Source organism: Flavobacterium sp. RSSA_27 (assembly GCF_051547125.1).
GTDB lineage: Bacteria > Bacteroidota > Bacteroidia > Flavobacteriales > Flavobacteriaceae > Flavobacterium.
Map to the genome: position 1 here is coordinate 274,483 of NZ_JBPTTN010000001.1, position 20,685 is coordinate 295,167.

Here is a 20,685-nt window from a genome sequence, read left to right on the forward strand (position 1 = left end):
TAATGAAGCAAAAAATAGAGAGATACACTGACAAGTTTATTGAAGCTAATTTTGATAAAAAAGATAAATCAAAAAATCCGAGTGTTAAGTTTGAATGGTTTGTAAATTCTCTTCATTGTTGGGAATATTCCAGCCAATCCTATAATGCAAAACAGAAAATTGGTAAAGAAATTTCACTTGGAACTGCACAAGGAGGTGATGCCTTTTTCCTACTCATAGGGAATAAAATATTTTCTCTCGAAGACAATATCGAAGAAGTGATAAAAGCGATAAAGGATAATAATCATAAAATTGAATTTCACCTTATTCAGACAAAAAAGAGCACAAATGCTAAAATTGGTGACTTTATAAATTTTGTAAATATTCCAATTAAAGTTATAAAAGGTGAAGGCATATCTGGATATCAAAAAGAATTGCTTCGTCTAGCAAATTTTATATCAAAGATTAAAGAAGACCCCGAATTAGAAGCTTCTTTTGTTTTGACATTTTACACTGAGAAAGATGAAAACGATATTGCAAATCTCAGAAAGGATTGGAATTCGGATATTGAGTTTCTTAAAAATCAATATGCTGCATTTGGCAATGTTATTATTCATTTAGAAGGCTCCAAAAAATTAAATGAGCTATTTGAACAATTCAACTCAAACGAATATAAACTCATAATAAATAAGGACAATTGTAGATTAGATAAAGAGACATATTTGATTGGGTTTGTAACTGCAAGAGAACTTCTTGACTGTATAGCTCCGGAAAAGGATAATAACATAAGAGTATTATATCCAGATGTTTTTAAAAATAACATTCGTCTATATCTGGGACCAACAGAAGTAAATGAGAAAATTGAAACAACTTTATCCAACGAACCAACAAAGTTTCATTTATATAATAACGGCTTAACAATAACAACGAAGGATATAAAACCAGCAGTTGAAAATTTTATTGTTTCTCCTGTAAACATTGTTAATGGTTGTCAGACAGCAAATAGCATTTATAATATTTTTAAATCCAACTCAAAAAATATTGACTTGGTAAAAATTCCAGTAAAAATTATAATTGCCAGTGACGATGAATATGAAAAAATAACAATAAGAACAAATAGCCAAAACGGCATTTCAGAAAAAGATTTAGTTTCAATTACAAATATTCAAAAAGACTTAGAAGATGTTTTTAGTAAGAATAAATTTCTTAACAATTCATTTACATACAAGCGTCAAAACTCCATATCAGAAGGAGGATTGGGGGACTTTGATTACATAGTGAACATAAATGATATCCTAAGGGCAATATTTTCAACACTTTTATATATGCCTCATAAAGTTTCGGGCTACTTTGATAAAACCACAAGCGACTTAATTGACATTATTTTTGAAGATAGATTTATTAAACTTTATCAAGTAACTACATCGGTTTATAAAATACTAGATGATTATCTTGACGAAAAACATCCAGAAAATAAAAAACTACGATTCCATCTGCTATATCTATTTTATAAATTTATTTGCAAAGACCTAGATATTGATAATGTTGAAAGATATTTTAGGAAAGAAAAGAATAAGAAAAACTTCGAAGAGCTTGAAGGAGAAGAATTGCTAAAGCAAAATGAATTAATAAACAATATTGTTTCTCGGCATTTCAAAATTTCAAAAAATGAGACGGCTTTTCATTCAATTATCGACTACCTAATTGAAATAGTAGTTAAGGATTATACCAACTTGACTAATTTAGATACAAGAGAGAAAGAAAAAATTCTTTACAAAACTGTTGATAAAGTTCAAAGAGGTGAGCAAGTCTTTTCGAATTTTGAATTAAAATTTACAAAAACACTTAATGAATTTATAACCGAATAATATGGCATTGTCAAATAAACAAAAAGAAAAAATATCAATTGAGGTTATAAAAACCTTAGTTACTCGATTTGAAAGTTTTCCGGAAGACGCTTCAAACAATAGAAATGCGCCATTCCACAAATCATTTTTAAGAGCATTTTCAGATAAACTAAATGGTAAAGTTTCAGACACTCCATTTTTTATTAGTCTTAGTAGTTGGCTCCAAGGTTTAAATACAACCTTGGGGCAAACATTCTTTGAAAATGTTGCTCACCATTTAAGCAATGGTGAAAAAAGAGAATATACTTCAAAGCGACTTGGAAACTTACCAATAACCCAAAATCAAAGAAATCATATTGCTCAAATAATTGCAGATTTGAGCAATACTACATCAACTCCAAATCTTAACGCTGAAAACGCTTTGCTTTTTGCACAATACAATGATGCTAACATAAATGCAATGGACTTTTCCGCTGATGTTTTTATTGAGGATGCTACTAGTGTTATCGCCATTGAACTAAAATCGGTTAAACCGAATTCAGGAGAAATGAAGGGCGAAAAACAAAAAATTCTTGAAGGCAAAGCAGCACTTTACAATCACTTCCCAGGCAAACAAATTCATTTTTATATCGGCTTTCCATTTGACCCAACCATAAATCCAGCTAATGAAGCTGTAACAAGTCACAACAAGCCACGATTTCTTGGCTCTATTATCAACATGAATAAGTATTTTGCGACTAACGAATCTCTGGTTGCTAATGAACTATGGGATTTACTTTCTGGTCAACAAAATACAATGGAAGAAATATTAGCTATTATAAATACTGTTTCCACAACATCGTTTTTAGAGAAGTTTCAATTTCTAAGTGATGGGGCAAACAGAACAAGACCTGAATATTTAGCACAACTAACTGAATGGCATCTTTATTCTGAAATTGAGTTAATTAACAACAATAGGACAATTATTCAGAACATTGGAAACAACAAAGCACTCACAAGGATTTACAATAAAAATTCATTAGACGGAAAAGGGAATTACAGTTGGGACAGATATAATGAGTTACGGAAATTATTTTAAACCCAACGCATTTGGTTGCATATTTGCAAAACCGCACAAGCCCAATGTTAAAGTCAAGTTTTGCAAAAGAGCCGCCCCTACGCACAAAGATTCTGCAACATGGACAGACAACAACACAACAGAAAAGAAACACGAACTGGTAACAGGCGTTTGGCTCAATGGCGGGTGAAGTGGTTAATTTAACATTCTACCTCGCATCAAGTTTTGTGGTGTATTGACAGTTTTGTGCTCCGAAATTCGTCACTGCGCCAAGCGCAAAACGTTAGTAATTATCTTTCGACGAATTCAAAAACTTAACTCAACAAATGTTAAATTTAATCTTTTTTGAATTATGAAAAAAAGCATTAAAAGATATGAAAAATTTAAAATTTGGACATTTCTACATTATAGCCTCAATTTTGTTTTTTGGTTTTTTTCACTTTCGTGGAGTAAGAATACAGAACGAAATTAAAAACCATGGAAAAGATATTGTAGTAAAATATGTTAAGAAAAAAAGTTATCCAAAAACAACAGATTTTTATTTCACATATTACGTAGATGATTCTCTATATACAACTTCAGGTTCAGGTATAAAATACGATATTTTAAATTCAGATGCGGAAACACAAAGTATAAATAATCTGAAAAATAAGTCTTACTATTCTGCAAAATTTAATCCTAAATACCCAAACAACATTATTGTAAATCCTTACAAACAAATTACTGACACAGTAGAAATAGAAAAGTTTGGTTTTATTATGAAAGAAAAAAATTGATAAACAGAATTATTTTCTGAAACTGTATACATTAATAAAATGAAAAATTAAACCATCTGCTAACAGCTAGGGTTTAGTTGCGTGCGTAGCACGAACAATGAAACCCGTGTTGAACGGAACCGCTCTACTTCCGGCACTATGGGGTTATCGTAAAAAGAATTTGTAATTTTCAAGAGGATTTAGATCCTCTTTTTTTTGGGACTAAGATGAAGTATGGTTTTTGAGTATTTACCTTCACTATTAAGCATAAGTGCCCTTACCCATAAAATTAACTTTCACGGGGAATAGATTTTTGGCCACCACCAAGAAACCCCGCTCATCAAAGCATTCAAACCCTTGAAATATGCTGCACTAATTTCTCTAACTTCTCACCTTTTTAATCAACTTGTCCTTAGAAAACATCAAAAATGACCTTTAACTTTTTTTGGTGTTTTTTTGGTTAAGTTGCAACTTGAGAATTGCTGAAAAATGAAAATTTTGTAATACAATTACGAGAAAATTTGATAGACTTTTAGTATGTTTATGTCTTTAAAAGAAAAGTATAAAATCTACAATTTACGGATACTTTGCTCAGCGATGATTCAAATCTTAAGAATGATTTAAAGGCAATTCTAAACCCAACAAAGTGATAGAACATTAGGAGTTATAACACAATAAACATACTAGCAAGAATACAGAAAATTATGAAAAACATTTGCTCAAATTGCGAAGCTGAAAACGAAATAACTTCAAAATATTGTTCCGTTTGTGGTTACAAACTGCCACTTATTGAAAACCAAGATACAAAAACCGAAATTGAACAACCCAAAGCCACAAAACCTAAAAGAAAATTTGACTTGAAAACTTTTATAGGTTTTATCGTTGGTTTTAGTATTATGTTTTTTGTGACACAATCGTTCTTCAAACCTTCATTTGACAAACAACTGGTGGAATTCGCTAATGAGTTTAACAAAAATTGCCCAATGAATCTTGACGAATATACCCTTTTGAAAAACGTAGTTGCTTTACCTAATAAAACCGTACAGTACAACTATACACTGATAGGAATGACCAAAGCAGAAGTAAAAATTGATACGGTGAAAAAATATGTTTTTCCTGCACTTTTACTAAACCTAAAAAGCAATCCAGATATGAAGTTTTTCAGAGAAAATAAAGTAACCTTAAACTATTATTACTCTGATAAAAATGGAGCATTTGTCACTAAATATGTCGTTACGCCTGAAATGTACGAATAGAAAAAAACTAGTAATCACAAGTATCTACAAGTGGATTCGGGCAATTGGCTTTGCCAAAGCATCAGGAAAAAAGTTGGGTTTATATTTGCACCCCCTAAAAATTGGCAAATACAATTATTTAGATTACATTAGTGATGAAACTACCTCAATAACATAACGCTAGTAACAACAAGACAGCACCGACTGCTAACCTAACTAGTAACTAATTACAACTTGGTTGTGCTATTGCTGACCCTGAAACAACTCCTGAAAACATGATAATAAAGACAACATTTACTTCTAAACTTTTTAGTAGCTGGAAAAAATTGGGTCCTGGTCTTGTGACAGGCGCTAGTGATGATGACCCCTCTGGAATTGCCACTTATTCGCAAGCAGGTGCTTCATTTGGATTGGCCACTTTATGGACAGCCATTATTGCTTTTCCTCTAATGGCTTCAATTCAGCAAATGTGTGCGAGAATTGGGTTGGTCACCTCACATGGATTGACTGGAACACTTAAAAAACACTATCCCAGACCTATTTTATATCTAATGTTGCTATTTAGCTTTCCTGCCATTGTCATGAACATTGGCGCTGATATTGCCGGCATGGGTGCAGTTGGAAATTTACTGTTTCCGTCAATAGGCGCTGATTTTTTCAGTGTCCTTTTTACCATTATACTTCTAGGGTTAATTATTTATTTACCTTATCAAAAAATTGCATCCGTTCTAAAATATTTATGCATTGTTATGTTGGTTTATTTTATTGTCCCCTTTATGTCTAAACAGGATTTTAAAGAAATACTGAAAGCAACATTTATTCCGACGCTACAATTTGACAAAGATTTTATTGCCATAATTGTTGGCATATTGGGCACAACTATTTCTCCCTATCTTTTCTTTTGGCAAGCCTCGGTAGAAGTGGAAGAAATGAAAAACAAAAGGAAACATTTAATGGTAAACAAAAGAATTATTCATGAGATAAACCAAGATGTTGATTTTGGAATGACAGTTTCCGGATTTGTAATGTATTTTATAATTCTTACTACTGGAACTGTTTTATACAAAGGCGGTATTCATCAAATTGACACAGTAGAACAAGCGGCGTTGGCACTAAAACCTCTAGCTGGAAATCTAGCTTATTTGCTTTTTGCCATTGGAGTAATTGGAACAGGACTTATTGCTATTCCGGTATTGAGTGGTTCAATTTCGTACATCATTACCGAAACTTTTGGTTGGGAACAAGGACTTGACAAAAAATTTCATGAAGCCAAAGCATTTTATATCATTATTGCCATTTCGTTGTTATTAGGCTTATCCTTAAACTATATTGGCATTACTCCAATACAATCATTACTATATACAGCTATTCTCTATGGATTAACTGCTCCGGTCTTAATTGCAATGATCTTACACATTTCAAACAACAAAAAAATAATGGGCAGAAATGTCAATGGAAGACTAACTAATATCCTTGGTTTTACAGCCTTGATTATTATGACAGTTGCTGCTTTATCTTTAATTTATCTACAATTTTCAAACAAGTAACCTCAGGTCTTAGAAGATAAAATTCGTTAATGCATGCAGCGAACGTCTCCGACTTCTAGCTATTTTAATTAGGGAAGTACTATGCCATTTTCATTTCCTTTCTCCAAAAACAAAAACGCTTTACCGAGATAGTGGCAGATTGTTGAGGCAATAAAAGATTGATATCCAGTATGGGGCAAAGCAATATCTGCCGTCAATCCATGAAGATAGACACCAATAATTGCTGCATCCATGGGCGAGTACGATTGCGCCAATAAACTTGTTATCATTCCAGTTAAAACATCGCCGCTTCCGGCTGTCGCCAATGCAGGATTACCAGTGGTGTTTTCGTAAAAGTAGTTTGCGAATAGAATTTGGCTAGGTGCTCCTTTTAGCACCAAGATTAAGTGATATTGTTGTGCGAAAGCCCTAGCTTTTGATATTTTTTCTTCCTCATGCTGCCATTTTCCTATAAGACGTTCTAGCTCTTTAAGATGAGGGGTAAGAATCGATTCGGGAGGAAGTAGTGCAAACCATTGAGGATTTAGTGCCAAAATATTTAGTGCATCGGCATCAATGACCAAAGGCCTTTCTTGCATCACGAGAAAATCATAAAAAGCTTTTTGTGTGACGGGATCTTGACCCAAACCAGGTCCTATCCCTATAGCATTGGGAGTTAGTTCAAATTGAATATTGGAAAGATGTTTTTCGTTTTTATCTGTAACAACCATCACCTCTGGATTTGAAATTTGTACGATCTGGTAACCACATTTTGGAACAAAAGCAGTTACTAATCCACAACCTGTTTGTAATGCAGCGCGAGAAGCTAAGGTAATCGCTCCAATTTTTCCATAACTACCTCCAATTACTAAAGCGTGGCCTTGCCTTCCTTTGTGGGTGTCCTTCGGGATGGGTATATAGCGATTTCTGACTTCGATTAGATCAATAGGCATGGGAGAATTCATGACATTATTTTTTTTAAAGTTACAAAATAGCAGCTATAAAATAGAAAAACCTATTCTATTACTAGACTCTTTTTGTAATTTTACGAAAATAAAATTAATAGTAACAGTACTCTTATGTATCTATTTTTAATACTAGAACAAGAAAAAACTTGGGTTAAAGTCTGACTGCTAATCTTGATAATATCTTTGAAATTAAGAGATTAAATTATTTAAATTCATTTATCAGAAGAAAACTATGAATCATCAAATTACTTCACAAATCGCCCTACACCTAAAACAAGTTTACTTTGGAGGGAATTGGAGCACGTCGAATTTTAAAGATCAAGTTGCGGGGGTGACTTGGCAAGAGGCTAATTTGTCCTTGAAAGAAGGCAATAGCATTGCAAAATTGTTGTTTCATTGCAATTACTATATTGGTGGCTTGATTCAGGTTTTACAAGGTGGCACTCTAGATATTCGGGATAAATTTAGTTTTGAAAGTCCAACCATAAGTTGTGAAGCGGATTGGGAACAGTTGAAGCAGAAGTCATGGGATGAGGTAGTCCTTTTTGCTTCTTTGATAGAACAATTACCCGATAGTTGTCTTTTTGAAGATTTTGTAGAGGCAAAATACGGCAATTATTTACGAAATCTATTAGGATTAATCGAACATTGCCATTATCATTTGGGTCAAATAGCAGTAATAAAAAAAGAAATTAAGCAATAAAAAAAAGCAGTGTATCTACACTGCTTTTTTGATAAGGTTCTTAAATTAATTAGTCCAAATTCCGCCAACTCCAGCTTCCCATAATTTTTTATTGAACGCTGGAATATCTTCATTCATAATTTGCAGGCCTTTGGCTTTTAATTGTTGCCACTTTTGATCATATTCTAATTTCAAATCCTTAACGGGTTGGTTAATTTTTGCTAAAGGACTTTCGGATTGATTGATTAAATACAAAAAGTCAGCATTGAATTTATTTGGAAAATTTTCCACATCATCGTAAGCTTTTGATTTGCGCTGTACCATTGACTCGTCCCAGGTTTTCATTTTCTGAATCAACAGTTGAGCATCAGCCAATACTCTTGCGAGTTGCTGATTATTGCCTAGTTGAGTTATGAGTGTATTGATTTGCAATTGTTTTGTATACATCGAATTAATCATGGTTTGCATTTCATTGAACTGTTGCTCCATTTCCATCTTTACTTGATGGTAGGCATGATATTCGTTGTCTTTAGTTGTATACAATGGATTAGCCAGTACTTCAGTTTGAACTGTAAATTCTTGACCACCTACTAGCAGTGAAATTGAATAATTACCTGGGGCAACTTTATGTCCATCATAACTTCCTTCAATATAAACATTAGGTATTCCTAACAAAGAAGGATAGCGTAAGTCCCAAACAAAGCGATTGAGTCCTTTATTTTTAGTCACTTTAGGATCCGGTTTAGGACCTCCATCATACGTTTTAAAATCCGGATTGGCTTTTGAACTGAATGTTCTAATTAAAGCGCCATTACTATCTTTGATTTTCAACACTACTTCATCACTTTCTTTTAGTTCTGGTAATTGAAAATAGACTACCATACCCGAAGCAGGATTTACCCCTTTAGAAGCCCCTATTCCAGTGAATTCAGCATCTGTTTGATCTAACTCGCTACTACTACTGGTAAGGTATGTGGGATTTGGTGTGTACAATTTAAATGTAGTGGTATTGTTTTTTGCCTCTTTGTAATTTTGAGCAAAATCTCGAATTAAATTCAAATCATCAAGTATCCAAAAAGCTCGACCTGAAGTCGCTGCTATCAAATTATTTTGATGTACTTTTAAATCCGTTATTGGTGTTACTGGCAAATTACTTTGGAAGGATTGCCAATTAAGTCCACCATCAAAAGAAACAAATAAACCCAATTCAGTACCCGCATACAATAAATTTTTAACTGTAGTATCCTCACGAATCACTCTTGTAAATGCATTGGCGGGAATACCATTAGTAATTTTTTTCCATGATTTTCCATAATCGGTTGTCTTATATATTCCAGGTGAATGGTCATTGAATTTATACCTTGTAGTTGCTATATAAGCAGTAGCTTTATCAAAAGGAGAAACTTCAATAGCATTAATTAAACACTCGGGCAAATTGTTTGGAGTTACATTTTGCCATGTCTTACCACCATCTTTCGTTACATGAACCAAACCATCATCACTACCTGTGTAAATTACACCTTTTTCGAGAGATGATTCTTCAATATAGGCTAATGTTCCATAGTTTTCCGCTCCAACAGCTTCATTGGTATAAGGCACACCTGGTTTGCCTTGTTTGCTTTTATCATTTCGAGTCAAATCAGGAGAAACTTCGGTCCAACTATGCCCCAAATTATCTGTTCTTAAAACCAATTGAGACCCGTGAAAATAGGTATTAGGTTCATGTTTACTTCGTATAATTGGCGCATTCCAATTAAAACGGTATTTCATGTCTTTGGCATCACGTCCTAAGTATAAAATAGGGGCTGCCATTACATTGGTACTCGTCTTAGTTTGTGTATCTAATACTTCAATGGTACCTTGGTAGCTTCCACCAAGAACCAATCTAGGATTGGCTGGGTCGAACGCTAAGAAAGCGCTCTCTCCTCCTGCTGAAGCACTCCAATCTTTTTCAGTTATTCCGCCACCACTTAAATTTCGGCTTGCAATTTTCACAGAAGTATTATCTTGTTGACCACTATAAATATTGTAAGGAAATTGGTTATCAACCGCTATTCGGTAAAACTGTCCTGTTGGATAAATGTCTTGGCTACTCCATGATTTTCCTTTATTGATTGTTATGGCAGCTCCACCATCATCTGCAATAATCATGTTGTTAGAATTCTTAGGGTTTATCCATAAATTATGATAATCTCCATGTGTTTTAGAAATGTCTTCCCATGTTTTCCCGCCATCGGTGGAACGCATAGCCGGTGCACTCATAACGTAAATCGTATCTTCATGATTTGGATCGATGAATAACTCGATATAATACCAAGAACGCTGAATTAATCGGTGATCATTAGTGACTTGAGACCAAGATTTTCCAGCATCATTGGACACATACAATCCGCCTGCCTCTTTATCCCAATCGCTTTCAATTAAGGCATACACTTTATTAGGATTTGTTGGAGCAACTGCGATTGCCATTTTTCCCATTGCTGATGGTAAACCTTCTTTTAACAAAGTCCATGTAACCCCACTGTCTACTGACTTGTACAATCCACTTCCTGAACCACCACTAATGATTTGCCATGGTTTACGACCATGTTCCCACATAGCTGCATATAGTATCCTTGAATTTGTGGCATCCATGGAGAGTTCTACCCCTCCTGTTTGGTCATTTTTATACAATACTTTCTCCCAAGTGACCCCTCCATTACTAGTTTTATATATTCCTCTATCAGCAGATTTGCTGTAAAGAGCACCTTGTGCAGCCACATAAACTATATCAGGGTTTTTAGGATCTACACAAATACGAGAAATATGTTGGGTAGTTTCTAATCCTAAATGTTTCCATGTTTTTCCTGCATCAGTACTTTTATACACACCATCACCGTGATGGGTCATTACTCCTCTAACAGCATGTTCCCCCATGCCAACATATATTACATTGGGATCACTTTCTGCTACAGTTATTGCACCTATTGAACTTGTTTTAAAATATCCGTCTGAAATTGGAAACCAACTATTACCCATATCTTGTGTTTTCCATAAGCCTCCACCTGTTGTACCCATATAATAAGTCAGTGGATCAGAAGTAACTCCAGTGGCTGTTACTGAACGGCCACCTCTAAATGGACCTATACAACGCCATTTGGACACTTTAAATTGAGCATTTAAATCTGTAACATCTGTAGGGTTTGTTTTTTGTGCCCATAATGAACCACTAATCGAAGTCATTAGTAGTCCTAATACTAGTTTTTTGATCATAATACAAGTTTATTGCTTTGCTTCAAAAATATGGATTGTTCCCCTAATTATTTCATATTATAAAAAAAACTTCTTTTTTTTCCTTGAGCTAATTTTAAAATGGATTGGAAATACCAATTCGTAAAAATCTTATATTTGAACTTTCAAAATTGATTCTACCATGAAAGCTTATTTTTTCCTCACCTTGCTATTTGGCTTACTTCTATTTTCATGTAAAAAAGATGAAGAAAGTGTTTCGACAGATAAGCCAACCAATGTAGTTCCTTTTACTCAAATGGCAACTACAACTGTACCTTCAACAACTCCTGAAACTACAAGTAATTCAGCTTATGTTGGCAAAAAGGAACAAAAAGAGAGTGTCATGTATCAGTACAAGTACACTATGGTAAAAAACCAAAATGCAACTACAACAACAGCAACATCTGTTACTCCTCCTGGGATGAATCCTCCTCATGGTCAACCCAAACACCGATGCGATATTCCAGTGGGTGCCCCTTTAAATTCACCTGTAGCCAAAACTACCACTACACCAAAAACTACTGTAGTTAGTACGCCAACTGTCACTAGTACAACCAATTCCGTTCCGGCATTACTAGCTACAACTCCAGAAACACCACCAACCCCAGAGGGAATGAATCCTCCTCATGGACAACCCAAACACCGTTGTGATATTGCAGTAGGTGCTCCCTTACCCAAAGAATAATCGGCTTGGTGTCATTTAAAGAAATTTCAATACATGATTACTCAAGCTACTATAACTGATGTTGCAGCATTATCAACATTAATCAACTCGGCATATCGAGGGGAAAGTTCAAAAAAAGGATGGACCACCGAAGCGGATTTATTAGAAGGCATAAGAACTTCCGAAGATGAGTTAACTACAATTATTACTACCCCTAATCATTATTTGCTTAAATTCACTTGCGATAACAAAATTATTGGTAGTGTTTTACTAATTGCTAAACAAGATGTTTTGTACTTAGGGATGCTCACTGTTTCACCAGAATTGCAAAACAGCGGTATTGGGAAGCAATTACTGAAAGCTGCTGAAGATCATGCAAAACTTTTATCATTAAAAACTATTCAAATGACAGTAATTGGTATTCGAAAAGAGCTTTTGGCATGGTATATTCGAAATGGCTATGAAGATACGGGCAGAAGACAACCCTTTCCATTTAGTGAAAAAGACAAAATTTTAACGGACCAATCTTTGGATTTTATCGTTTTAGAGAAAAAGATACTAATTTAAAACTTTTTCTTTGTCTGAAAGAACAAATCATCAGCGTTGCTTAAATGGCTTGATTTACAAAATACATGTTCATTTTGCCCCTGTTCTTGACTTCGATAGCACCTCGAAATTCGCAATCGAAACAATCTTTAACCAATTCAAAAGTATTTTCTGAGATATTAATTTTACCCGACTCAGAATTAGATTCCATTCGAGAGGCTGTATTTACTGTATCACCCCAAATATCATAAGCAAATTTTTTCGTTCCTACAACTCCAGCTACTACAGGTCCTGTATTGATTCCAATTCGAATATCAAAACGTACATGCATCGATTCCTTAGTATTTTTGGAACGCGTTACAAAATCAATAATCTCTTGAGCTGCCAAAACCATTTTGTATGCGTGATCTGTTGTTACAAAAGGCAAACCTCCGGCACACATATAAGCATCACCCACGGTTTTAATTTTTTCCAAATTATATTTATCGATAATGGCATCAAACTTTGAAAAATAATAGTCGATGCTCTCTACTAGTTTTTCGGGTGGCAAATTTTCGGCATATGCTGTAAAACCAACAAAATCTGTAAACAAAACAGTAACCGAATCAAATTTTTTAGCCATTACTTTACCCGAATTTTTTAACTCAACTGCTGTTTCTTCTGGTAAAATATTTAATAATAAGGCATTGGAACGGTTTTTCTCAGTTTCAATAATGGCGTTTGTTTTTTTAATGAATTGATATCTTCTAAACAATCCAACCACTAAGAGACTAATTAAAAAGATAGCCACGGCTGTAGCATAAATCACATTTTGTTGTTTTTTGGCCGTCAGTTTTTGGATTTCGGACTCTTTTTCAAGCAAGTTTACTTCGGCTTGTTTTTTAGACACTTCAAAATTTGTTCTTAAATCTGCTAACTCTTGTACGGTTTTAATATTGCTTACACTGTCTTTATACGCTACATAATTTTTGAAATACGACAAAGACAAACTACTTTTTTGGGTCTTTTCATATATCTTAGAAAGTTGTAAACTTGCACTACTGATTTGATCTTTATAGCCTTTTTTTGTCGCTAATTGATAACTTCTAGTTGCTGATTGAATCGCTTTGTCCCATTTATTTTGTTGGATATAGATATCGGATAAATGGATCAAATATTCTGAAATACCATAAAAATCCTCAATAGTTTCAAGAGATTGTATCGCTTGAATTAAATTGCTTTCGGCTGCTTTATTTTTTCCTTGTTTGAAATAAATTACCCCCATATTTCCGAGTGTATAGGCCTTTCCACTAGTATAGTCTGCTTTTTCGAAATATTTACCCGATTCCGAAAAGTATTTCAAGGATAGTTCTAATTGATTGTTTTTTAGATATTCGTCACCCAAATTGGATAAAGCAGAGGCCAATTTCAAAGGCTCATTTGATTTTCGCAAAATTGCAATAGCTTTTTCATAATAAGCATACGCTTTTTTGGTGTCTTTCATAACCGAAAAGACATTGGCCATAGCCATATAACTTATTCCTTGCCCTACAAAATTATCAGAATTTTGAGCAATTTTAATGGCTTGCACAAAATCACTCAAAGCTTCTTGCAAGTTACCTTTCAACTTAAGTTTATTTCCTCTTAAATAATACCCTCTAAACAAGTACAAATCATTCTTTTCTTTTTTAGACAATACGATAAGCTCATTGCTATAGTTTATAGCCAATGATAAATCATTTAGCTCGTTGAATGCTAAATTGCGAAGTAATTCTAGTTGTGTAGCGTTATCATTCCCCCCTTTTTTATAGATAATAGCTAAACTGTCAGCGACTTTTTGATCTTGAGCATACAATGAAAATCTCAAAACTAATAGTATAAAAAAAAGAACTACTTTAGTTTTTCCTGAAAATTTAGAATAAGTATTCAAAAAATAACGATTTAGATGAATTACGGATTAATATCTAATTTGGGAGTAACGCCAAGTCCGGGATTAATGTCTAATTTAGGCGTGACACCAAGTCCGGGATTGATATCCAATTTTGGAGTGACCCCTGGATTATTGGGATTAATTTCAACTTTAGGATCAATTAAAAAAGATTTTGACTGTTCTTTGTAATGCACTGTAAAATGAATTTTATATACGTTTTGTTTTCCGATGAGACTTTCTCTGTCTTTTACTGTAGCTACAACATTTCCTGACACGCCTCCTTTCCCTATAATTGCTAAATCATCGGACGCATCATTCCCAAAACACATTTCAAAATCATCATTACTGGCATCTAAATCATAAACAACTTTGTCAATAGCCACTGAATACCAAGTATCATCTGTTACACCTTCCCATTCTACTTCTTGTGTTAGATAAACATTAGACAAAAAGTCTTGAATTTTACCGCTTTCTGAAAAACCATCATTATCATCGGACAAATAACAACGTTCATGTATTTCTTCCTGTGTTGGATTGGTCATTTGAAACAATCGGGCTGCTTCGACATTCAACTGAATTTTAACTCTTTTCCCCATAACGCATTACTTTAAATTAAACCATAAACTCTATTTCTAAAAAACAAATTCTATAAAATAATTAACTGATTTTGAGGCAAATAAAACAACTAATCATTCAAAGATACAGTTTTTATAAATAGGTTACTATTGTGTACTATAAAAAACAAAACTGCAAATGAATGCGACATAAAAATTGGTCTCAAAAAAATAACCCTTTGAAAACAAAGTATTTAAAATTTAAATAATTAAATTTATCGGTAAAACCATCTACAAATGAACCAAAGAACAAATTCTATTGACTGGAAAGAAATTTTTCATCCCAAAAATATTGCGCTAAACTTGATTGGTGTTGCCTTAATTTTATTAGCTCTAAAAGGATTCATGATTCCTAACAAATTTTTGGATGGTGGAGTTATTGGAATTTCCATCTTAATTCATGAGATAACCCATTGGCCGTTTAGCCTTTTGGTTTTAATTTTTAATATTCCATTTATTTTTTTAGGAAATAAATTATTGGGAGTAACTTTTGCCGTCCAAAGTTTAATTACTTTTATTTTAATCGCTGTTGGTTACACCTTTTTTCAAATTGATGCTGTTACATCTGATAAGCTATTGATTGCTTTATTTGGGGGTTGTTTAATAGGTTCTGGTATGGGATTATGCATTCGAAGTGGCTCGGTGGCTGATGGAATCGAAATAGTTGCCCTACTCACCACCCGAAAAATAGGTTTAAATGTATCTGAAGTAATTTTTGCGATGAACACCTTATTGTTTTTAGCTGCAGCATGGTCTTTCGGGATTTCAACTGCTTTGTATTCTATTGTAACGTATTTTTCTGCTATTAAGGCACTGGATTATATTTCGCATGGGGTCGAACAATACACGGCCTTGCATATCATTTCTGCAAAAAGTGAGGAAATGAAACAATTAGTTGTTCAGAAATTAGGAAAAGGAATCACAATAATCAAAGGAGAAAGAGGTTATCTTCCTGAAAGTTTTGAAGTTAAAGCGCCATGCGACATCATTGTTACTATTGTGACTCGCTTAGAATTACTTCGTATCAAAGACGAAATCAAACTAATAGATCCTCATGCTTTTACTTACATACAGTTTATAAAAGAAGCTAGCGGAGGCATTCTTCGTCTTCGAAAAAGTCATTAATTTTTTTAATGAACCTAACATCATCAATTGTTTTGATTAAATAGTATATTGTTCAAAATTTAAACCAATGAAAACAGAGGTTAAACTTCCTTGGATAGAGCTAGGGTATACTATTTTTGCTAACGAGGGACCATCTGCTATAAAAATAGAGCAACTGGCTCGTAAGGTTGGTAAAAGTAAATCTTCCTTTTATCATCATTTTGCCGATACCTCCGTTTTTCTTGAAGAATTATTGAAGTACCATTTGAAACAATCTCAAAAAATAAGTATTTTAGCCAAAGCCTGCCAAACGATAACTCCCGATTTTATTCATCTTTTACTTCAAATAAAAACAGACATTCTATTCAACAGACAACTACGTGTGCACAGAGACAATCCTGTTTTTAAAGAATGTTTCCTATCAGCCAATATTCCCGTTGAAAATGCTTTTTTACAAATTTGGACAGCAGGTATCGGATTAGAATCAAATGTAAAATTTGCAAAAATGTTACTACAACTGACCATTGAAAATTTTTATCTACAAATTACAGCTGCAAACTTAAATGAAGAATGGTTGACACACTACTTCAATGAAATTAAGACTATGGTGGCTTATTCGGATAAAAAACAAAAAATAGACGGTTTCGTCTAAAAAGTGATTCTCTTTTTTTACATATTTGTTCATAACAAAAAACGGTATGGAAAACACAAAATGGAAGTATTTGGCGGTTTATATCACCCCATTAGTAGTGATTTTTTCACTTTCAAGCATGAATTATTGGTCTTACTTTTCAGTACTATTCGTTTTCGGATTCATCCCTCTAGTTGAACTTTTCACTAAGAAAGATCAAAACAATTTATCCGAAATTGATGAAGAAAAAGCCTCAAAAAACCGTATCTACGATTGGATTTTGTATGGTTTGGTCCCGATGCAATATGGTATATTTTTCTATTTTTTGTATCAAATGAGTAACGATCAAGTGACTTTATTTACAAAAATTGGGTACACAACAGCCCTAGGCATTTCTTGTGGTGTATTAGGAATCAATGCTGCGCATGAGCTAGGCCATCGTTCCTCACGTAAAGAACAACTGATGAGTAAATTGCTACTAATAACCTCCTTGTATCTCCATTTTTTTATTGAACACAATCGTGGTCATCATAAAAATGTTTCTACAGACCATGATCCCGCTTCAAGTAAATTTGGCGAAACCGTTTACAGCTTTTACTTCCGATCCATAATTATGGGATGGCTTTCTGCATGGAAATTAGAGCAACAAAAATTGCAAGTCAACCACCAAAAATTTTGGAGTTGGCATAATGAAATGATTCGATTTCAAGTATATCAAGCTCTATTGATCCTTTTACTCCTGATTTTTTTTGGGGCACAAACTACACTATTTTTTATAGTAGCCGCTAGTATTGGTATCGTATTATTAGAAACTGTTAATTATATTGAACACTATGGCTTAAGAAGAACTAAAAAAGGAGAACGCTACGAACGTACCCTTCCTATACATTCTTGGAATTCAAATCACCCTATTGGAAGAGTACTATTATTAGAACTTTCAAGACATTCGGATCATCATTTTATAGCAAGTCGAAAATACCCGCTTTTAAGACATCATGACCAAAGCCCTCAAATGCCAACTGGTTACCCAGGAATGATGCTTTTAACATTAATTCCTCCATTATGGTTTTATGTAATGCATAGAAAAATAAATGAGATTAAAAGAGTTGCCATAAATTAATTCCGGTTTTGCCTTTATAAAAAAATTATTTAGAATTATAAAATTATAGTGATTCACTTCCATTTTTAACATAATTTTATATATTTTAGCAATAAAATACTTGATACTCTTTTAAAACAAGCTGAGAAATGAGATTGTATTGCTTTACTTTTATTTTTTTATTTTCGTATTCGATTTCAGCACAGTTTTTAAAAAAGAAAAAGAAAAAAATAATTTCTTATGAAAGTATCATCATTAGTGATTCGGCTACTCAAAGACTCTCTAATGCAATTCAGTTTGAAACGGTTTCTAAAACTGATTCCTTAGATTTTTACAAGGATGAGTTTGGAAAATTCTATCAATTTTTGAAATCTAGCTACCCCTTAGTATTTCAAAATTGCACACAAATTTCCTTCAATTCGCACGCTATCCTCTTAAAATGGGAAGGTTTAAATCCCAACCTAAAACCTAATTTATTCATGGCACATCAAGATGTAGTGCCTGCCAAACATCAAAAATACAAATGGAATTACCCACCCTTTGGAGGAGTAATCAAAAATGGACAAATTTATGGACGGGGTACACTTGATGATAAAGCTTCACTTATTGGCTTACTCGAAGCTGCCGAATATGCCCTCAAAAACAACTTTGAACCGTTACGGACCATTTATTTTGCTTTTGGAGATGATGAAGAAACCAAGGGTAATGGCGCGAAAGAAATCGCAGATTGGTTCCTAAAAAACAATATAGAATTCGAATTAATTTTAGATGAAGGTCCAGGCGTTGGTCTAGATATTATTCCAGAAGTTGCGAAACCTATTGCATTCATAGGCATAGCCGAAAAAGGATATGCTACAGTAGAACTAACCGTCAATCAAGAAAGTGGTCACTCTTCGATGCCATCGAAACATACCGCCATTGGTATACTAAGCCAGGCAATTGCCAATATTGAAAACAATCCTTTCAAAGCCCATTATCACGGGTTAGCCAAGAAAATGTTTGACGAAATTGCCTCTGAAATGGATTTCTCTAAAAAAATAGTATTTAGAAACAGTTGGCTTTTTAGTGGCTTAATCAAAAAAGAATTAGCAAAAAAATATTCTACTAATGCTTTAATACGAACCACAGCTGCCACAACCATGTTTACTTCGGGGGAATCTGAAAATGTTCTACCACACAAAGCCTCGGCTACTATCAACTTCCGATTAATTCCAGGTGACTCCATTAAAGACATTATGCCCTATCTCAAAAAAGTAATTGACAACCCAAAAGTAAAAGTTAGTTTTAAAGGAGAAGCTGTAAATGCCTCGCCCATAGCCAAAAAAAAATCGGTAGGTTACCGAGCCTTAGAGAAAAGTTGTCACGAAATTTTCCCAAAAGCTATTGTTGCTCCAGTTTTGGTTATTGGCTCAACCGATTCTCGATATTTCAACCTTACTTGCCATAACATTCTTCGATTTATACCCTTGCATTTTAGCAATGCCGACTTGGAACATATTCACGGATTTGACGAACACGTTGGAATAGAAAATTACCATAATATGATTCGATTTTACATTCGTTTATTTCAAAATCTTAATGATTTTTAATTTCATTGCAAATAATTTAAAAAAAACACTCCAAATCAGAACTCATATATCGCTAGCTAATTCTTTGCCACACGAAATAAAATCAATAAATTAGCGCCACTAAATTTTATACAAAACACACACAATGAAAAATACGGCGCTTACGCACATACACGAGGAGTTAGGAGCAAAAATGCTACCATTTGCAGGATACAATATGCCAATATTATACCAAGGAGTAAATATAGAACACGAAACCGTTCGTAACGGAGTGGGTGTTTTTGATGTTTCGCATATGGGTGAGTTCATGCTTTCAGGTCCAAATGCCTTGGCCTTAATTCAAAAAGTAACTTCTAATGATGCTTCAACGCTTACCATTGGAAGAGCCCAATATTCTTGTTTACCAAACAATGATGGTGGCATCGTAGACGATTTAATCGTATATAAAATGCAAGAAGAAAAATATCTTTTGGTAGTTAATGCTTCAAATATTGAAAAAGATTGGAATTGGATTACCTCTCACAATGATTTAGGTGTAACGATGGAAAACTTATCCGATGACTATTCTTTATTGGCAATTCAAGGACCAAAAGCTGTTGAAGCCATGCAATCATTGGCTACCATTGATTTATCGGCCATTGCTTACTATCATTTTGAAGTTGCCGAATTTGCAGGTTTCCAAGACATTATTATCTCAGCAACAGGATATACTGGCTCGGGTGGTTTTGAAATTTATTGCAAAAATGACCAAGTAGCAACCATTTGGAACAAAGTTTTCGAAGCTGGAGCTGCTTTTGGGATTCAACCTATTGGATTAGCAGCAAGAGATACTTTGCGATTAGAGATGGGATTCTGCTTGTATGGAAATGACATCAACGATACCACTTCACCGCTTGAAGCTGGTTTAGGATGGATTACAAAATTCACAAAAGAATTTACGAATTCAGAAAACTTGAAACAACAAAAAGAAGCTGGTGTAAGCAAGAAATTAGTAGCTTTTGAAATGCAAGAACGTGCAGTACCAAGACATGACTACGAAATTGTTGATGCTACTGGAGCAGTTATAGGAGTTGTAACTTCTGGAACAATGTCGCCTTCAATGAATAAAGGAATTGGTCTTGGTTATGTAACAACTGCCAATAGTGCCGTTGATAGCACTATTTATATAAGAATTAGAAAGAACGATGTACCTGCCAAAGTGGTAAAACTCCCTTTTTACAAAAAATAAAAC

Annotated in this window: 17 protein-coding genes; 13 read left to right on the forward strand and 4 right to left on the reverse strand. The window is 33.9% G+C overall.

Going from position 1 to position 20,685, the window contains the following annotated elements; genetic code table 11:
* Nucleotides 1–2 precede the first annotated feature (2 nt).
* The 5 genes from ACSVH5_RS01200 (at nucleotide 3) to ACSVH5_RS01220 (ending at nucleotide 6,420) form a co-directional block, all read left to right on the forward strand.
* Nucleotides 3–1,847 (forward strand): AIPR family protein, encoded by a 1,845-nt coding sequence (locus ACSVH5_RS01200; protein ID WP_438059638.1) that lies wholly within the window; start codon nucleotides 3–5, stop codon nucleotides 1,845–1,847.
* A 1-nt stretch (nucleotide 1,848) separates the two neighbouring features.
* Nucleotides 1,849–2,904: a TdeIII family type II restriction endonuclease gene (locus tag ACSVH5_RS01205; protein WP_438059639.1), complete on the forward strand. Its 1,056-nt coding sequence runs from the start codon at nucleotides 1,849–1,851 to the stop codon at nucleotides 2,902–2,904.
* A 353-nt stretch (nucleotides 2,905–3,257) separates the two neighbouring features.
* The gene (locus ACSVH5_RS01210; RefSeq protein WP_438059640.1) at nucleotides 3,258–3,659 is read left to right on the forward strand and encodes a hypothetical protein; all 402 of its coding nucleotides are present in this window, start codon (nucleotides 3,258–3,260) and stop codon (nucleotides 3,657–3,659) included.
* Between the two features lie 683 nt (nucleotides 3,660–4,342).
* Nucleotides 4,343–4,894: a zinc-ribbon domain-containing protein gene (locus ACSVH5_RS01215; protein ID WP_438059641.1), complete on the forward strand. Its 552-nt coding sequence runs from the start codon at nucleotides 4,343–4,345 to the stop codon at nucleotides 4,892–4,894.
* A 254-nt stretch (nucleotides 4,895–5,148) separates the two neighbouring features.
* On the forward strand, nucleotides 5,149–6,420 hold the full coding sequence (locus ACSVH5_RS01220) for an NRAMP family divalent metal transporter (RefSeq protein WP_438059642.1): 1,272 nt from the start codon (nucleotides 5,149–5,151) through the stop codon (nucleotides 6,418–6,420).
* A 68-nt stretch (nucleotides 6,421–6,488) separates the two neighbouring features.
* On the opposite strand, the gene ACSVH5_RS01225 is transcribed toward ACSVH5_RS01220, so the two are convergent.
* Nucleotides 6,489–7,364, reverse strand: a complete 876-nt coding sequence (locus ACSVH5_RS01225) for an NAD(P)H-hydrate dehydratase (protein ID WP_438059643.1) — start codon at nucleotides 7,362–7,364, stop codon at nucleotides 6,489–6,491.
* A 235-nt stretch (nucleotides 7,365–7,599) separates the two neighbouring features.
* Between ACSVH5_RS01225 and ACSVH5_RS01230 the strand changes: the two genes are divergently transcribed.
* Nucleotides 7,600–8,070: a DUF1572 domain-containing protein gene (locus ACSVH5_RS01230; RefSeq protein WP_438059644.1), complete on the forward strand. Its 471-nt coding sequence runs from the start codon at nucleotides 7,600–7,602 to the stop codon at nucleotides 8,068–8,070.
* 45 nt (nucleotides 8,071–8,115) lie between these two features.
* Here ACSVH5_RS01230 and ACSVH5_RS01235 read toward each other — a convergent pair whose 3' ends face one another.
* Nucleotides 8,116–11,301, reverse strand: coding sequence for a VPS10 domain-containing protein (locus ACSVH5_RS01235; RefSeq protein ID WP_438059645.1), 3,186 nt, complete (start codon nucleotides 11,299–11,301; stop codon nucleotides 8,116–8,118).
* A gap of 160 nt (nucleotides 11,302–11,461) precedes the next feature.
* Here ACSVH5_RS01235 and ACSVH5_RS01240 point away from each other — a divergent pair, with 160 nt between their 5' ends.
* Complete coding sequence (locus ACSVH5_RS01240) at nucleotides 11,462–12,004, forward strand: hypothetical protein (RefSeq protein WP_438059646.1); 543 nt, start codon at nucleotides 11,462–11,464, stop codon at nucleotides 12,002–12,004.
* A gap of 33 nt (nucleotides 12,005–12,037) precedes the next feature.
* The gene (locus ACSVH5_RS01245; RefSeq protein WP_438059647.1) at nucleotides 12,038–12,550 is read left to right on the forward strand and encodes a GNAT family N-acetyltransferase; all 513 of its coding nucleotides are present in this window, start codon (nucleotides 12,038–12,040) and stop codon (nucleotides 12,548–12,550) included.
* Nucleotides 12,551–12,590: 40 nt separating this feature from the next.
* On the opposite strand, the gene ACSVH5_RS01250 is transcribed toward ACSVH5_RS01245, so the two are convergent.
* Together ACSVH5_RS01250 and ACSVH5_RS01255 are read right to left on the reverse strand one after the other, a co-directional pair.
* On the reverse strand, nucleotides 12,591–14,438 hold the full coding sequence (locus tag ACSVH5_RS01250) for an adenylate/guanylate cyclase domain-containing protein (protein ID WP_438059648.1): 1,848 nt from the start codon (nucleotides 14,436–14,438) through the stop codon (nucleotides 12,591–12,593).
* Nucleotides 14,439–14,458: 20 nt separating this feature from the next.
* Complete coding sequence (locus ACSVH5_RS01255) at nucleotides 14,459–15,034, reverse strand: hypothetical protein (protein ID WP_438059649.1); 576 nt, start codon at nucleotides 15,032–15,034, stop codon at nucleotides 14,459–14,461.
* Between the two features lie 255 nt (nucleotides 15,035–15,289).
* Here ACSVH5_RS01255 and ACSVH5_RS01260 point away from each other — a divergent pair, with 255 nt between their 5' ends.
* The 5 genes from ACSVH5_RS01260 (at nucleotide 15,290) to gcvT (ending at nucleotide 20,682) form a co-directional block, all read left to right on the forward strand.
* On the forward strand, nucleotides 15,290–16,177 hold the full coding sequence (locus ACSVH5_RS01260) for a YitT family protein (RefSeq protein WP_438059650.1): 888 nt from the start codon (nucleotides 15,290–15,292) through the stop codon (nucleotides 16,175–16,177).
* A gap of 67 nt (nucleotides 16,178–16,244) precedes the next feature.
* Nucleotides 16,245–16,808, forward strand: a complete 564-nt coding sequence (locus ACSVH5_RS01265) for a TetR/AcrR family transcriptional regulator (RefSeq protein WP_438059651.1) — start codon at nucleotides 16,245–16,247, stop codon at nucleotides 16,806–16,808.
* 46 nt (nucleotides 16,809–16,854) lie between these two features.
* Nucleotides 16,855–17,907 carry an alkane 1-monooxygenase gene (locus ACSVH5_RS01270; protein ID WP_438059652.1) on the forward strand — a complete coding sequence of 351 codons (1,053 nt, stop codon included), beginning with the start codon at nucleotides 16,855–16,857 and terminating at the stop codon, nucleotides 17,905–17,907.
* Nucleotides 17,908–18,035: 128 nt separating this feature from the next.
* Nucleotides 18,036–19,475 (forward strand): M20/M25/M40 family metallo-hydrolase, encoded by a 1,440-nt coding sequence (locus tag ACSVH5_RS01275; protein WP_438059653.1) that lies wholly within the window; start codon nucleotides 18,036–18,038, stop codon nucleotides 19,473–19,475.
* Nucleotides 19,476–19,599: 124 nt separating this feature from the next.
* The gene (gene gcvT, locus ACSVH5_RS01280) at nucleotides 19,600–20,682 is read left to right on the forward strand and encodes a glycine cleavage system aminomethyltransferase GcvT (RefSeq protein WP_438059654.1); all 1,083 of its coding nucleotides are present in this window, start codon (nucleotides 19,600–19,602) and stop codon (nucleotides 20,680–20,682) included.
* Nucleotides 20,683–20,685: the final 3 nt, after the last annotated feature.

What these genes read in the sequence shown, in the direction of transcription:
- ACSVH5_RS01220 (WP_438059642.1), top strand. Translation starts at nt 5,149, where the DNA reads ATGATAATAAAGACAACATTTACTTCTAAACTTTTTAGTAGCTGGAAA.
- ACSVH5_RS01230 (WP_438059644.1), top strand. Translation starts at nt 7,600, where the DNA reads ATGAATCATCAAATTACTTCACAAATCGCCCTACACCTAAAACAAGTT.
- ACSVH5_RS01235 (WP_438059645.1), bottom strand. Translation starts at nt 11,301, where the DNA reads ATGATCAAAAAACTAGTATTAGGACTACTAATGACTTCGATTAGTGGT.
- ACSVH5_RS01205 (WP_438059639.1), top strand. Translation starts at nt 1,849, where the DNA reads ATGGCATTGTCAAATAAACAAAAAGAAAAAATATCAATTGAGGTTATA.
- ACSVH5_RS01270 (WP_438059652.1), top strand. Translation starts at nt 16,855, where the DNA reads ATGGAAAACACAAAATGGAAGTATTTGGCGGTTTATATCACCCCATTA.
- ACSVH5_RS01200 (WP_438059638.1), top strand. Translation starts at nt 3, where the DNA reads ATGAAGCAAAAAATAGAGAGATACACTGACAAGTTTATTGAAGCTAAT.
- ACSVH5_RS01265 (WP_438059651.1), top strand. Translation starts at nt 16,245, where the DNA reads ATGAAAACAGAGGTTAAACTTCCTTGGATAGAGCTAGGGTATACTATT.
- ACSVH5_RS01225 (WP_438059643.1), bottom strand. Translation starts at nt 7,364, where the DNA reads ATGAATTCTCCCATGCCTATTGATCTAATCGAAGTCAGAAATCGCTAT.
- gcvT (WP_438059654.1), top strand. Translation starts at nt 19,600, where the DNA reads ATGAAAAATACGGCGCTTACGCACATACACGAGGAGTTAGGAGCAAAA.
- ACSVH5_RS01275 (WP_438059653.1), top strand. Translation starts at nt 18,036, where the DNA reads ATGAGATTGTATTGCTTTACTTTTATTTTTTTATTTTCGTATTCGATT.
- ACSVH5_RS01255 (WP_438059649.1), bottom strand. Translation starts at nt 15,034, where the DNA reads ATGGGGAAAAGAGTTAAAATTCAGTTGAATGTCGAAGCAGCCCGATTG.
- ACSVH5_RS01245 (WP_438059647.1), top strand. Translation starts at nt 12,038, where the DNA reads ATGATTACTCAAGCTACTATAACTGATGTTGCAGCATTATCAACATTA.
- ACSVH5_RS01215 (WP_438059641.1), top strand. Translation starts at nt 4,343, where the DNA reads ATGAAAAACATTTGCTCAAATTGCGAAGCTGAAAACGAAATAACTTCA.
- ACSVH5_RS01210 (WP_438059640.1), top strand. Translation starts at nt 3,258, where the DNA reads ATGAAAAATTTAAAATTTGGACATTTCTACATTATAGCCTCAATTTTG.
- ACSVH5_RS01240 (WP_438059646.1), top strand. Translation starts at nt 11,462, where the DNA reads ATGAAAGCTTATTTTTTCCTCACCTTGCTATTTGGCTTACTTCTATTT.
- ACSVH5_RS01260 (WP_438059650.1), top strand. Translation starts at nt 15,290, where the DNA reads ATGAACCAAAGAACAAATTCTATTGACTGGAAAGAAATTTTTCATCCC.